The organism is Pandoraea terrae (assembly GCF_902459695.1).
GTDB classification, from domain to species: domain Bacteria; phylum Pseudomonadota; class Gammaproteobacteria; order Burkholderiales; family Burkholderiaceae; genus Pandoraea; species Pandoraea terrae.
Window position 1 is genome coordinate 184,356 of the sequence record NZ_CABPRZ010000001.1, and the last position, 13,074, is coordinate 197,429.

Consider the following 13,074-nt stretch of genomic DNA (forward strand, 5'->3'; position numbering starts at 1 on the left):
TACGAATAACACGCCGGCCGTGGGCGAAACCGCGGTACGTCAGGAACTTTTGATTGCGAATTCATTCTTCTGATCCATGCTGATTCATCCTCAATTCGATCCGGTCGCGATTCATCTCGGCCCCTTGGCGATCCGCTGGTACGGTCTCATGTACCTCGTCGCATTCCTTCTGTTCCTGACGGTAGGCCGCCTGCGCGTGCGCCAGCCGCACATTGCCGCGCAAGGTTGGCGCGCGCAGGATCTCGACGACATGCTGTTCTACGGTGTGCTCGGCGTGATCCTCGGCGGCCGTCTCGGCTACGTGATTTTCTACAAGTTGTCGTATTACCTGGCGAACCCGCTCGACATCTTCAAGGTGTGGGAGGGGGGTATGTCGTTCCACGGCGGCTTCCTCGGCGTGCTGGTAGCGATGTGGCTGTTCACGCGAAAGCGCGGCCAACCGCTGCTGAGCGGCACGGACATGATCGCGCCGCTGATTCCGCTGGGCCTGGCGGCCGGCCGTCTGGGCAACTTCATCAATGGCGAATTGTGGGGGCGTGTCACGCGCGCCGATGCACCGTGGTCGATGCTGTTCCCGCAAGCGGCGCAGGAGGACGCCATTTGGGCGGCGTCGCATCCGCAGCGCCTGGCTGACATGGGGCTGCAAGCCGTCTGGACGCAGTACCAAGGCCTGACGCGTCATCCGTCGCAGCTCTACGAGGTTGCCCTCGAAGGCATTGCGCTGTTCCTCGTGATGTGGATTTTCGCGCGGCGCGCGCGACCGGTCGGCGCGGTCTCGGGCATGTTCCTGATCGGCTACGGCGCATTCCGATTCCTGGTCGAGTTCACGCGAGAGCCGGACAGCTTCCTGGGGTTGTTGTCGCTTGGCCTGTCAATGGGCCAATGGCTATCCTTGCCGATGGTGATCGTCGGCGTGTGGATGTTGTGGTGGTCTTACCGGCGCAAGGGAGCCCATCGTCCGGCATGATTCGGGGCAAACGACTCAGGCCGAAGCATTCAGTGTCGGTAACGACGCGGTCGAGTCTCCGAACCCTTACACAGGCATGAATCGAGCAGGAGGGCCGCGATGAGCGGGACATCAGCAGGGGCAGTGCGGCGTGACGACAGCGCATTGGCCGACGGCATCGTCACGCTGTCGCTGTCCAATCCCGGCAAGCTCAACGCGATATCGGCGGCGATGTGGCAAGCGCTGCGGGAGATGGCCGTCGCGCTCGATGTTGACGAGCGGGTGCGGGTCATCGTGGTGCGCGGCGAGGACGGTAATTTCGCGGCGGGCGCAGACATCGAGGAATTCCCGGTGCAGCGCGGCAGCTACGATGCCTTGCGGCACTACCACGGGGAGATCATTGGTCCGGCGCTGGACGCGTTGGCCGCGTGCCGGCATCCGACCGTGGCGCTGATCGAGGGCGTGTGTGTCGGCGGCGGGCTCGAGATCGCAGCGCATTGCGATCTGCGTATCGCGGGAGAGGGCAGCCGGTTCGGCGTGCCGATCAACAAGCTGGGCTTTCCGATGGCGCCGGGAGAACTGCGCGGGGTGCTCGCGCTGGCTGGCCGGGCGACCGTGCTGGAGATCCTGCTCGAGGGCCGCGTTTTCGGCGCGGCGGAAGCGCAGGAGAAGGGGTTGCTGACGCGTGTCGCCGCCGATATGGATGTCGCGGACGCAGCGTACGCGGCAGCGCGGCGGATCGCTGCGGGCGCACCGTTGGCGGCACGCATCAACAAGCAATTGATTGCGCGGCTGTCGCCGCCGGTGCCGCCACTCTCGGAAGCGGAATGGCAGGCGGCATTCGCCTACTGGAATTCGGATGACCACCGGGAGGGCGTCGAGGCGTTCCTCGCAAAGCGTGCGCCGCGCTTCACGGGCCGGTGATTCACTACCCGATGATCTGGCGATCAGCCGCTATCATGTGACACCGCCGGCCATTCAAGCCGGCTGCCGCCCAACGATGATTCGACATGATTTTTTTGCGCACGACCGGTGCGCCCCATTGACGATGTCCGACGCCAATCTTTATACACAGTTTGCCGCCCGTTTTCCCGCCGACATGTCCGCCTGTGCGATCGAAACGCCGGACGGTCTTTATTACAGCTGGGACGATATGGAGCATGCTTCCGCACGCCTGGCCCATTTGCTGGCCAGTCTCGATCTGCCACAGGGCGCGCGCGTCGCGGTGCAGGTCGAGAAGTCGCCCGAAGCTTTGCTCCTGTATCTCGCGACGCTGCGTGCGGGGTTGGTGTATCTGCCGCTGAACACTGCGTATCGTGAGGCGGAGATTGCATACTTTGTCGAAAATGCGGAACCGTCGGTCGTAGTGTGCAGCCCCGCGAATTTCGGCTGGGTGTCGAAGGTGGCATTCAAGGCGAACGTGGGACATGTCTTCACGCTGGGCGACGACCGTACGGGGTCGCTGCTCGAACGTGCGGCGTATCATTCGGACACGTTCGCGACGGTGCCGCGCGCGCCGGAGGATCTCGCCGCGATCCTGTACACGTCCGGGACGACAGGCCGCAGCAAGGGCGCGATGTTGTCACACGGCAATCTCGCGAGCAATGCGCGCGTGCTGCATGAGTTCTGGGGCTGGGCCGATCGTCCGGCAGGTAGCGACGTCTTGCTGCATGCGTTGCCGATCTTCCACGTGCACGGGCTGTTCGTGGCGAGTCACGCGGCGCTTCTGTCGGGCAGCAAGATGATCTGGCTGCCGAAGTTCGATGCGCAGCAGGTGCTACGCCATTTGCCGCGCTCGACGGTCTTCATGGGGGTGCCGACCTACTACGTGCGCCTGCTGGCCGAAGCGGGGCTCGACCGGCAGGCATGCGAGCAGATCCGTCTGTTCGTGTCGGGCTCTGCGCCGCTGCTGCGGGAGACGTTCGAGGCATTCCGCGAACGTACGGCGCACACGATTCTCGAGCGCTACGGGATGTCGGAAACGGTCATGCTGGTCTCGAATCCGTACCGCGGCGAGGCCGCGCAGGTGCGCCGCGCAGGAACGGTGGGGGTGCCGCTGCCGGGGGTGTTCGTGCGTATTGTCGACGATGCCGGGGTGGCCAGCGGGCAGGGGGAGATCGGTCACATCCAGGTACGCGGACCGAATGTGTTCGCCGGCTACTGGCGGATGCCGGAGAAGACGGCGGACGAGTTCACGGAGGACGGCTACTTCAAGACGGGCGATGTGGGTAAATTCGACGACGACGGGTACTTGCACATCGTGGGGCGCTCCAAGGACCTGATCATCTCGGGCGGGTTCAACGTGTATCCGAAGGAGATCGAGGGATTCATCGACGAGATGACGGGCGTGGCCGAATCGGCCGTGATCGGCGTGCCGCATCCGGATTTCGGCGAGGCGGTGGTCGCCGTGATCGTGCCCCGAGGCGGCGCGGTGCCCGATGAGGCCGCAGTGATCGGCGCGCTCAAGCAGAAGATCGCCAACTTCAAGGTGCCCAAGCGCGTTCACTTTGTCTCGGAACTGCCGCGTAATGCGATGGGCAAGGTGCAGAAGAATTTGCTGCGGGAGCGGTTTGCGGTGATGTGACTGCGGCTGGCGTTGTCGGTGAACGTCGGGGAGGGGCATGTGTCCCCTCCCTTTGTGCTTCATTACCGGGTCATCTGGACCGAGCCGGACACGGTGACGGTGACCTGCGCCTTGCCGCCTTCGAGCGGCATGGCAGGCGCCGCCGCCTTGTCAGCCATCGCGCTCATGACCATGTATTGGCGCGGCATGATCGGCGCGTTCTGGCCAACCTGGACCTGACGAATGGTGTAGCCGCCGTAGCCGAAGGCGCGTGCATTGCTCTGCGCCTGCTCGCGGAACGACGCGATCGCCTGTTCCGTGAGCTTGGCCTGGGTGGCGCGCTGCGCTTCACGCGATAACGAGAACGATACGCCGCCAATCTGCATCTGGCCGCTCAGCTGGCTCGCCAGGCGCGACGCTGCCGGGAAATCCTTCGACTTCAACAATAATTCGGTGCGGCCGCGCCACGCCGAAATGCGGCCGTCACGGTCGCTCGTCGGATACAGCGATACGTTGCCGGTCTGGACGTCAACGTCAGTCTGCGCCTTCGCGATCTTCACGGCGTCGGCCGCCTTGCGGTTCAGCGCGGCGGAAATGGCGGCGGGATCGCTGCCCTGCTGTTCGGCGAACATGGTGATATGCACGGTATCCTGCGGGACGTCGGCCGTAGCTTGCGCGTCCAGGCTCAACACGCCCGCGACAGGGGCATGGAATTCGCCCGCCTGTGCGTGGGCGGCGCCGGCGGCGGCGAGGAGAAGGGCGGCGGCAGCCGATTTGAGTTTCATAGGCATCCTCTAGATTTGAGACTGCATCATGCAAAGGTGCATCTGCATCCGCCGGACGTCAATCGTCAATGAGAGAGAGGTCCGCCGGGCCCTTCAGAGACGGCCGCATGCGCAGATTGGTTCCCCGAGGATTACTTCAACATACGCCCGGTAATGTAGCGCCAATGCTCGGGCGCGACCGGCGTAATCGATAGCCGGTTGCCGCGCGTGAGCACCTGCATCTGCGCAAGTTCGGGCGTCTCACGCAAGGTCGTCAGCGGGATCAGCGAAGTCTTGCGGTCAAGCTTGACGTCGACGAGCAACCAGCGAGGATTCTCCGGCGTCGACTTCGGATCGAAATACTTGCTCTTGGGGTCGAACTGGGTCGGATCGGGATACGGCGTGGAGGCGACCGTCGCCAGGCCGGCGATGCCGGGCACTGCGCAACTGGAATGGTAGAAGAGGACGCCGTCGCCAATCTTCATGCCGTCGCGCATGAAATTCCGGGCCTGGTAGTTGCGAACGCCGGTCCACGGCAAGGTCTGGTGCGCGGCGGCAGCCAGGTCGTCGATGCTGGCCTCTTCGGGTTCGGATTTCATCAGCCAATAGCGGTGCGTCATGGGGCAGCGGTCTGGGCAGTCGGGTAGCAAAGGGATCACGGGAAAACGGAACGCGCACGGCCGCACGATGCCTGGTCCGCGATGGCAAGCGCCGTAACATACGGTAACGGTTCCATTCAATGCGGCAGCGTATCACGTTGAACCTGTCGGGGGCCACGGCCTCGAATGCAGTAGTGACAATGCATGGAAATATGTCAGCGATATTGCGGCGCTGCATCATTCCAGTAATTCCTATACTATAAGTCGAGCACCACTACGGGGTAGCGAGGTCCGGGACTGTCCGCCGTCCAGCCGTTGGCACGCGCTGCGGCGATCCTCGGCCAATCCGGACCGTACGAGCGAGCTTCTAGCATACATGTCTAACCGATCTTGGGAGCGTGTCATGGCAGCAGAGCCGTCTGTTCGATCCAATGCGTATATTTTCTACACACTGGCGACCGTCTCGTTCGTTGAGACGAGCGTGCCCGAATTCGTCGAGACCCTCAATCAGATGTACGCCGAGGACGACGAAATGCAAGGGTGGCTGCGCGACACCTGGCTGCCGGAAGAGGTCGAACACGGCCGCCTGGCGCGCGACTATATCGCACGGGTCTGGCCGGAGTTCGACTGGCACCCGGCGTACGCCGCTTTTCTGGATCGCTACAAGCCGCGTTGTGATGTCCAGTACATGCGCCCGTCGCTGGCGCTCGAGGCGCTCTCACGTTGCGTGACGGAGACGCAGACCGCCATGATGTACCGCTGTCTGGAAAGCTTTATGCCGACCGAGGAGCTCAAGCAGATGATGCACAAGCTCAGCGCCGAAGAGGTGGGCCACTATCGCTATTTCCGCAAGACGTTCGACCGCTATAACGCGGTCGAGCAGCACGGGGTGATCAGACGGCTCCGCACGATCGTGGCCCGCAGCGAACTGGTGCGCGATGAAGATCTCGCCTTCGCGTTCGAACCGCTGAACGATTTCTGGCGCTCGCCACAGCCGTTCGCGCCGATGACCTGGGAAACCTTCCTGGAAATATCAGGCGACGTCATGAAGCAGTACATGCCGGTCGAGGCAGCTGCCCGCATGATGTTCAAGCCGCTGGAAACCGGCGCCTGGTGGCGCGACCGGCCGGTCAGGGCGCTCATGACCTTCATGGTAAAACGCCAGTATCCACAACTCGCCAGCGAAGCCTGAAAAAAAACCCCGCCGTGGCGGGGTTCTTTCATCGTCGTGAGACGATTTACTTGCTGGTGCCGACCACTTCGACTTCAACGCGGCGGTTCGGTGCCAGGCATTCGTGCAGTGCCTTGGTGTTCTTCTGGTTGCAATCCGTCTTGACCGGGTTGCGCTTGCCCTTGCCTTCCGTGTAGACGCGGTTGGCTTCGATGCCCTTGCTCACCAGATAGGCCTTGACGGCTTCAGCGCGACGGACCGACAGACGGTCGTTGTACTTGTCGCTACCGATGCGGTCGGTGTGGCCCGTGGCAACCACGACTTCCAGGTTGATGCCCTGGATCTTCGAGGCCAGGTCGTTCAGCTTTTCCTTGCCTTCCGGCTTCAGGACAGCCTTGTCGAAATCGAACAGGGCGTCAGCTTGGTACGTCACCTTCTGGCTGGCCGGTGCCGGCGTCGGTGCCGGTGCCGGTGCCGGAGCCGGTGCAGCCTGGGCGATGATCGAGCCGTCGCACTTGGCGTTCGCCGTCGCCGGGGTCCAGTTGGCATCGCGCCAGCACAGTTCGTCCGAGCCGTTTTTCCAAACCCACTCGCCGCTACCGTTGACCCAGTTGTCGTTCACATCTTGTTTCGAGGCCGCGATCGGACCCGGAGCGGTCTGGACATAATTTTGAGCCATAGCCGATGCAGCCATCACTGCGGTAGCTGCAACGATCGCGAGCTTAGCGAATTTATTCATATTTCTCCTCTCGAAATGAGATTACCGCAGGTTTACTGCGAGCCTAGACGACGAAACCAAAGTCTTACATCGCTCGGAGTATAACATCGCCATTTCTGCCAAGGCATTGCCCATACACTTCGAGTAATGTCTAACTTATGCCTCGGCATTTTGCCATAGCGACTCTCGGGGCCGCGAGAAAAAACCCAGGATTCCCGCCCCTCGTGACGCGATTGTGGTGTGTGCGCAACACAAAAGCGGGTGCCTTGTATCAGCCTTTGTCATGCGCTCGTCACTGTCGTTTTGGCGTCCTCGGGATCGCTTGTGCGACGCAGCACGCGGATTTCGGAGGGGGATGCTGCGCATGTTAGAATCGCATGATCATATCGCCGGCACCCGCCTATCGCGATTTGCGTTTGATAGATACGGATAATGGATCAGTTCGCCAAAGAAACCCTCCCGATTTCGCTGGAAGAAGAAATGCGCCGGTCATACCTCAGTTACGCAATGAGCGTGATTGTGGGCCGCGCCTTGCCGGACGTGCGGGATGGCCTGAAGCCGGTGCACCGGCGCGTGCTGTTCGCCATGCACGAGCTGAACAACGACTGGAATCGCGCCTACAAGAAGTCGGCGCGTATCGTCGGTGACGTCATCGGTAAGTACCATCCTCACGGTGATGCTTCTGTATACGACACGATCGTTCGCATGGCGCAGGACTTTTCGTTGCGCTACATGCTGGTCGATGGCCAGGGCAACTTCGGGTCGGTCGACGGCGACAATGCCGCGGCCATGCGTTACACCGAAATCCGCATGGCCAAGATCGGCCATGAGCTGCTCGCCGACATCGACCGCGAAACGGTCGACTTCGGGCCGAACTACGACGGCAGCGAAAAGGAGCCGGCCATCCTGCCGGCCCGCATTCCGAACCTGTTGCTCAACGGTTCGTCGGGCATCGCGGTCGGCATGGCCACCAACATTCCGCCGCACAACCTCAACGAGGTTGTCGAGGCTTGCCTGCACCTGCTGAAAAACCCCGATGCCACGGTCGACGAACTGATCGAGATCATTCCGGCGCCGGATTTCCCGACGGCCGGCATCATTTACGGCATCTCGGGCGTGCGTGAGGGGTATCGCACAGGCCGCGGGCGCGTGGTCATGCGCGCCAAGACCCACTTCGAAGACATCGACCGCGGCCAGCGCGTCGCGATCATCGTCGACGAACTGCCGTACCAGGTGAACAAGCGCTCGCTGCTGGAGCGTATTGCCGAGCTCGTCAACGAGAAGCGCCTGGAAGGTATTTCCGACATTCGCGACGAGTCCGACAAGAGCGGCATGCGCGTTGTCATCGAACTCAAGCGTGGCGAAGTCCCTGAAGTCGTACTGAACAACCTGTACAAGCATACGCAGTTGCAGGACACGTTCGGCATGAACATGGTCGCGCTGGTCGACGGTGAGCCGAAACTGCTGAATCTGCGCGAAATGCTGACCCACTTCCTGGCTCACCGCCGCGAAGTGATCACGCGCCGTACCATTTTCGAACTGCGCCGCGCCCGTGATCGCGGCCACGTGCTTGAAGGCCTTGCCGTCGCGCTGGCCAACATCGACGAATTCATCGCCATCATCAAGGCGGCGCCGACGCCGCCGATCGCCAAGGCGGCGCTGATGGACAAGTCGTGGGATTCGTCGGTCGTGCGCGAGATGCTTTCGCGCGCCGAAGCGGATGCCGCGGGCGGCCGCGAGGCCTTCCGCCCGGAAGGGCTCGACCCGGCTGTCGGCATGCAGGGCGACGGCATGTACCGTCTGTCCGACACGCAGGCACAGGAAATCCTGCAGATGCGTCTGCAGCGCCTGACCGGTCTCGAGCAGGACAAGATCGTCTCCGAGTACAAGGAAGTCATGTCGCAGATCGCCGATCTGCTCGACATCCTGGCCAAGCCGGCTCGTATCACGGTCATCATCAGCGAGGAACTGACCGCCGTTCGCGCCGAATTCGGCGACGCGCGCCGCTCGCACATCGAGCCGAACGCGACCGAACTCGACACCGAAGACCTGATCACGCCTCAGGACATGGTCGTCACGCTGTCGCACTCCGGCTATATCAAGTCGATGCCGTTGTCCGAATACCGTGCGCAGAAGCGCGGCGGGCGCGGCAAGCAGGCCGCCGCGACGAAGGAAGACGACTGGATCGACACGCTGTTCATTGCCAATACGCACGACACGATCCTGTGCTTCTCGAACCGTGGCCGCGTGTACTGGATCAAGGTCTATGAAGTGCCGCAGGGTTCGCGCAACTCGCGCGGCCGCCCGATCGTCAATATGTTCCCGCTGATGGACGGCGAGAAGATCAACGTCGTGTTGCCGGTCAAGGAATTCTCGGCCGACCGCTATGTCTTCATGGCCACGAGCCTCGGGACCGTCAAGAAGACGCCGCTCGAAGCCTTCAGCCGGCCACTCAAGAAGGGCATCATCGCCGTCAATCTGGACGAAGGCGATGTGCTCATCGGCGCTGCGATTACCGATGGCGCCCACGACGTCATGTTGTTCTCCGACGCCGGCAAGGCGGTGCGTTTCGACGAGAACGACGTGCGTCCGATGGGCCGCGAGGCGCGCGGGGTGCGCGGCATGCAGCTCGACGACGGTCAGACGGTTATCGCGCTGCTGGTTGCCGAGAATGAGCAGCAGTCCGTGCTGACGGCGACCGAAAACGGCTACGGCAAGCGCACTTCGATCGTGGAATATACGCGCCACGGCCGTGGCACTAAGGGTATGATTGCAATCCAGACGAGCGAGCGCAACGGCCGCGTGGTGGCCGCGACGCTTGTCGAGCCTGACGATGAAATCATGCTGATCACCACTGGCGGCGTGCTGATTCGTACCCGTGTCTCGGAAATCCGGGAAATGGGCCGGGCCACGCAGGGCGTCACGCTGATCAGCCTGGACGAGGGCACGACCCTGTCCGGTCTGCAGCGCATCGTCGAAACCGACGCCGAAGTCGGGGACGGCGGTGAGAATGGTGAAAATGGTGGGGCCGATGCGGATGCCGGCGAGGCAACCGAATCGTAAATCGTTGTAAGCTTTAAGCGGAAAATCCAGAGAAGTCAGTAGAATCTGGCCGGATGCAGTGAATAACTCAGGCGAGGATGCATCTATTCATCGGGGGCCCAGGCCCGCGAATTTTGGAGTGACTCATACTATGCAATACAACGTCAAAAAGTGGATGTGGCTGCTGATGGCAGCGCCGGCAATGGCGATGGCACAATCAAGCGCCCCGTTGGACGCCGAAAAAAAGGCGGCCATCAAGGATCTGCTGGACGCGATTGACGCCAACAAGCTGGTCGCTGCAATCGGCGAAGGCGCGCAGCAACAAGCCAAGCAGATGGTTCCCGCCATCCTGGAACAGGCATTGGTCGAGAACAAGACCATGTCGGACCAGCAGAAGCAGGCCGCCGTGCCGTCGCTTCAGCAAAACGCCATGCCGAAGCTGGTGGATCAGGCCGGCAAGGTGTTCAACTCCGACGCCTTCAAGAACGATGCCATCCAGGCTCAGTACACGGCTTACGGCAAGTACTACACCACGGATGAGATCAAGGGTCTGACCAATTTCTACAAGAGCCCGGTCGGCCAGAAGTACATCAAGGTGCAGGATCAGGTTGGCCAGGAAGTGGTCGGTGGCCTGATGCAAAAGTACATGAAGTCGTCCGTCGACACGTCGAAGGATCTGGCGGTCAAGGAAGTCGCGGCAGTCGCAAAGTCGGGTCCGGCTGCCAAGGCGCCCGCCAAGAAGTGATTTTCTGCCGGGTTTGACCCATAATGGCCGTTTGCTGATGGTTCGCAAACGGCCATTTGCATTATGCTGGCCGGATGCGGCGTTCGGCGGCCTCTGAGCCACCGGCACGTGCCGGTTCGCCAAGCAAAAGGCGAAACGCAAGCTGCCTGGGCGCGCTCGGGGGTTTGCGCTTCACTTTTACAGCAGTTACCAATATGACGCGCGCTTTCAACTTCTCCGCCGGTCCGGCGGCGCTGCCCGCGGAGGTCCTTCAGCAGGCCGCCGAGGAAATGCTCGACTGGCACGGTGCCGGCATGGGCGTGATGGAAATGAGCCATCGCGGCCGCGAGTTCATGAGCATCCTCGCCCAGGCACAGGCCGACCTGCGCGAACTGCTCGCCGTGCCCGACAACTACCGCATCCTGTTCATGCAGGGCGGGGCGCTCGCGGAGAACGCGATCATCCCCATGAACCTGCTGGGTCAGCGGCCTGACGAACGCCGCACGGCGGACTATGTCGTGACCGGCGCCTGGTCGGTCAAGTCGCAGAAGGAAGCGCGGCGTTATTGCGACGTCAACATCGCCGCCTCGACCGAGGCCGACAAATTCACGCGCCTGCCTGCGCAGGCCGAATGGCGGTTGTCGAAGGATCCGGCGTACGTGCACGTCTGCACGAATGAAACCATCCACGGCGTCGAATATTTCTGGACGCCCGATCTTGCCGCCGCCGGCTTGCCGGATGTGCCGCTCGTCGCGGACGTCTCGTCGCATATCCTGTCGCGGCCGCTCGACGTGAGCCGGTTCGGTGTGATCTACGGCGGCGCGCAGAAGAACATTGGTCCTTCGGGGCTGACGCTCGTCATCGTGCGCGACGACCTGCTCGACCGCTCGCTGCCGGTGTGCCCGACGGCCTTCCACTGGAAAACGGTTGCCGAGAACGATTCGATGTACAACACGCCGCCGACCTACGCGATCTATATCGCCGGCCTCGTGTTCCAGTGGCTCAAGCGCCGCGGCGGCCTGGCCGCCATGGAGGCGCAGAACAAGGCGAAGGCCGAGCTGCTGTATGGATATCTCGACAATAGCGGTTTCTACCGCACCGCAGTCGCGAAGGACTGCCGCTCGCGCATGAACGTGCCGTTTTTCCTGCACGACGAAACCCTCAACGATGTATTCCTTGCCGGCGCGCGCGAGCGCGGGCTGCTGCAGCTCAAGGGCCACAAGTCCGTGGGCGGCATGCGCGCATCGATCTACAACGCGATGCCGCTCGAGGGCGTGACAGCCCTGGTCGATTACCTGCGCGAATTTGAGCGCAGCCACGGCTGACGGAAATGCAGGCGCCGCGCGGCCGGACATGCCTCCGACGCGGCGCGCAGAATAAGGCGGAGTCTCATGCCGCACCGACACAAGAAGCTATCCATGGAAGACGATCTGAACGCATCGTTGCGCCCGCTGCGCGAGAAAATCGATGCCATCGACCAACAACTGCTGGCGCTGCTCAACCAGCGCGCTGCTGTCGCGCTTGAGGTCGGCGAAGTCAAGAAGCGCTTCGGCGCGCCGGTGTTCCGGCCCGAGCGTGAACTGCAGGTCATTACGCGTTTGCAGGAAGCCAACGCCGGTCCGTTGTATGGCGACAATCTTGCCGCGATCTGGCGTGAAATCATGTCGGCCAGCCGCGCGCTGGAGAAGGTCTCGACGGTCGCCTATCTTGGCCCCGCCGGGACATACAGCGAACAGGCTGCGTTTTCGCATTTTGGCCAGAGCGTGACTGGGCAGCCATGCCCGTCGCTCGACGAAGTCTTTCGCAGCGTGGAGGCCGGGGGCGCCGATTTCGGCGTGGTGCCGGTCGAGAATTCGACGGAAGGCGTCGTGTCGCGCACGCTTGATCTGCTGCTGCAAAGTCCGTTGACGATCAGTGGCGAAGTGGCGTTGCCGATCCATCACAACCTGATGACGCAAAGCGGCAAGCTTGACGGCGTGACACGCGTGTGCGCGCACGCGCAGTCGCTCGCGCAATGCCAGCACTGGCTGACGGCGAACTACCCGCAACTTGAGCGTCAGGCCGTGGCGAGCAACGCCGAAGGCGCGCGCCTGGCGGCCGCCGATTCGACCGTGGCGGCCATCGCGGGCGATGCTGCGGCGATCAAGTACGGCCTGCAAATCGCGCATACGCATATTCAGGACGATCCGCACAATCGAACGCGTTTCGTCGTGATCGGCACGCTCGATCCCGATCCGAGCGGGCGTGACCAGACGTCGCTGATCCTGTCGGTGCCGAACCGCGCCGGCGCGGTCGTGAAGCTGCTCGAGCCGCTCGCCCGTCATGGCGTGTCGATGTCGCGTTTCGAGTCGCGTCCGGCCAAGAGCGGTGCGTGGGAATACTACTTCTACGTCGACATCGAAGGTCATCGTAACGACGACAAGGTCGCCGCCGCGCTGGAGGAACTGCGCCAGCACGCCGCGTACTGCAAGATTCTCGGTTCGTATCCGCGCGCGGGTTGAGCGCGGATGCTTTCGGCGCTGCGCCCAACGCGGTGTCCTGCAAGAC

At 62.5% G+C, this 13,074-nt stretch carries 11 protein-coding genes; 8 read left to right on the forward strand and 3 right to left on the reverse strand.

The features are described 5' to 3' along the window. Positions 1 to 76 precede the first annotated feature (76 nt). The 3 genes from lgt (at position 77) to PTE30175_RS00855 (ending at position 3,530) form a co-directional block, all read left to right on the forward strand. Positions 77 to 967, forward strand: coding sequence for a prolipoprotein diacylglyceryl transferase (lgt, locus tag PTE30175_RS00845; protein ID WP_150695154.1), 891 nt, complete (start codon positions 77 to 79; stop codon positions 965 to 967). 99 nt (positions 968 to 1,066) lie between these two features. Further along, positions 1,067 to 1,870, forward strand: a complete 804-nt coding sequence (locus tag PTE30175_RS00850) for an enoyl-CoA hydratase/isomerase family protein (RefSeq protein ID WP_150695155.1) — start codon at positions 1,067 to 1,069, stop codon at positions 1,868 to 1,870. A 124-nt stretch (positions 1,871 to 1,994) separates the two neighbouring features. Then, positions 1,995 to 3,530, forward strand: coding sequence for a malonate--CoA ligase (locus tag PTE30175_RS00855; RefSeq protein ID WP_150695156.1), 1,536 nt, complete (start codon positions 1,995 to 1,997; stop codon positions 3,528 to 3,530). 62 nt (positions 3,531 to 3,592) lie between these two features. Here the strand turns inward: PTE30175_RS00855 and PTE30175_RS00860 are convergent, their stop codons facing one another. Beyond that, entirely contained in the window at positions 3,593 to 4,294 is a 702-nt protein-coding gene (locus tag PTE30175_RS00860) for an SIMPL domain-containing protein (protein ID WP_150695157.1), read from the reverse strand. Between the two features lie 131 nt (positions 4,295 to 4,425). Further along, positions 4,426 to 4,893: an EVE domain-containing protein gene (locus tag PTE30175_RS00865; protein ID WP_150695158.1), complete on the reverse strand. Its 468-nt coding sequence runs from the start codon at positions 4,891 to 4,893 to the stop codon at positions 4,426 to 4,428. Positions 4,894 to 5,353: 460 nt separating this feature from the next. Here PTE30175_RS00865 and PTE30175_RS00870 point away from each other — a divergent pair, with 460 nt between their 5' ends. Continuing rightward, on the forward strand, positions 5,354 to 6,064 hold the full coding sequence (locus PTE30175_RS00870) for a hypothetical protein (protein ID WP_150695159.1): 711 nt from the start codon (positions 5,354 to 5,356) through the stop codon (positions 6,062 to 6,064). Between the two features lie 46 nt (positions 6,065 to 6,110). Here the strand turns inward: PTE30175_RS00870 and ompA are convergent, their stop codons facing one another. Beyond that, positions 6,111 to 6,782: an outer membrane protein OmpA gene (ompA, locus tag PTE30175_RS00875; protein ID WP_150695160.1), complete on the reverse strand. Its 672-nt coding sequence runs from the start codon at positions 6,780 to 6,782 to the stop codon at positions 6,111 to 6,113. A 411-nt stretch (positions 6,783 to 7,193) separates the two neighbouring features. Here ompA and gyrA point away from each other — a divergent pair, with 411 nt between their 5' ends. From gyrA to pheA, 4 genes are all read left to right on the forward strand, one after another. Beyond that, on the forward strand, positions 7,194 to 9,824 hold the full coding sequence (gyrA, locus tag PTE30175_RS00880) for a DNA gyrase subunit A (protein ID WP_150695161.1): 2,631 nt from the start codon (positions 7,194 to 7,196) through the stop codon (positions 9,822 to 9,824). Positions 9,825 to 9,954: 130 nt separating this feature from the next. Further along, positions 9,955 to 10,548 carry a DUF2059 domain-containing protein gene (locus tag PTE30175_RS00885; RefSeq protein WP_150695162.1) on the forward strand — a complete coding sequence of 198 codons (594 nt, stop codon included), beginning with the start codon at positions 9,955 to 9,957 and terminating at the stop codon, positions 10,546 to 10,548. Positions 10,549 to 10,742: 194 nt separating this feature from the next. Further along, positions 10,743 to 11,852 carry a 3-phosphoserine/phosphohydroxythreonine transaminase gene (gene serC, locus PTE30175_RS00890; protein WP_150695163.1) on the forward strand — a complete coding sequence of 370 codons (1,110 nt, stop codon included), beginning with the start codon at positions 10,743 to 10,745 and terminating at the stop codon, positions 11,850 to 11,852. A 93-nt stretch (positions 11,853 to 11,945) separates the two neighbouring features. Then, the gene (pheA, locus tag PTE30175_RS00895; RefSeq protein ID WP_150695164.1) at positions 11,946 to 13,028 is read left to right on the forward strand and encodes a prephenate dehydratase; all 1,083 of its coding nucleotides are present in this window, start codon (positions 11,946 to 11,948) and stop codon (positions 13,026 to 13,028) included. The last annotated feature ends 46 nt before the right edge of the window (positions 13,029 to 13,074 follow it).

What these genes read in the sequence shown, in the direction of transcription:
- PTE30175_RS00860 (WP_150695157.1), bottom strand. Translation starts at nt 4,294, where the DNA reads ATGAAACTCAAATCGGCTGCCGCCGCCCTTCTCCTCGCCGCCGCCGGC.
- PTE30175_RS00850 (WP_150695155.1), top strand. Translation starts at nt 1,067, where the DNA reads ATGAGCGGGACATCAGCAGGGGCAGTGCGGCGTGACGACAGCGCATTG.
- gyrA (WP_150695161.1), top strand. Translation starts at nt 7,194, where the DNA reads ATGGATCAGTTCGCCAAAGAAACCCTCCCGATTTCGCTGGAAGAAGAA.
- lgt (WP_150695154.1), top strand. Translation starts at nt 77, where the DNA reads ATGCTGATTCATCCTCAATTCGATCCGGTCGCGATTCATCTCGGCCCC.
- serC (WP_150695163.1), top strand. Translation starts at nt 10,743, where the DNA reads ATGACGCGCGCTTTCAACTTCTCCGCCGGTCCGGCGGCGCTGCCCGCG.
- ompA (WP_150695160.1), bottom strand. Translation starts at nt 6,782, where the DNA reads ATGAATAAATTCGCTAAGCTCGCGATCGTTGCAGCTACCGCAGTGATG.
- PTE30175_RS00885 (WP_150695162.1), top strand. Translation starts at nt 9,955, where the DNA reads ATGCAATACAACGTCAAAAAGTGGATGTGGCTGCTGATGGCAGCGCCG.
- PTE30175_RS00865 (WP_150695158.1), bottom strand. Translation starts at nt 4,893, where the DNA reads ATGACGCACCGCTATTGGCTGATGAAATCCGAACCCGAAGAGGCCAGC.
- pheA (WP_150695164.1), top strand. Translation starts at nt 11,946, where the DNA reads ATGGAAGACGATCTGAACGCATCGTTGCGCCCGCTGCGCGAGAAAATC.
- PTE30175_RS00855 (WP_150695156.1), top strand. Translation starts at nt 1,995, where the DNA reads ATGTCCGACGCCAATCTTTATACACAGTTTGCCGCCCGTTTTCCCGCC.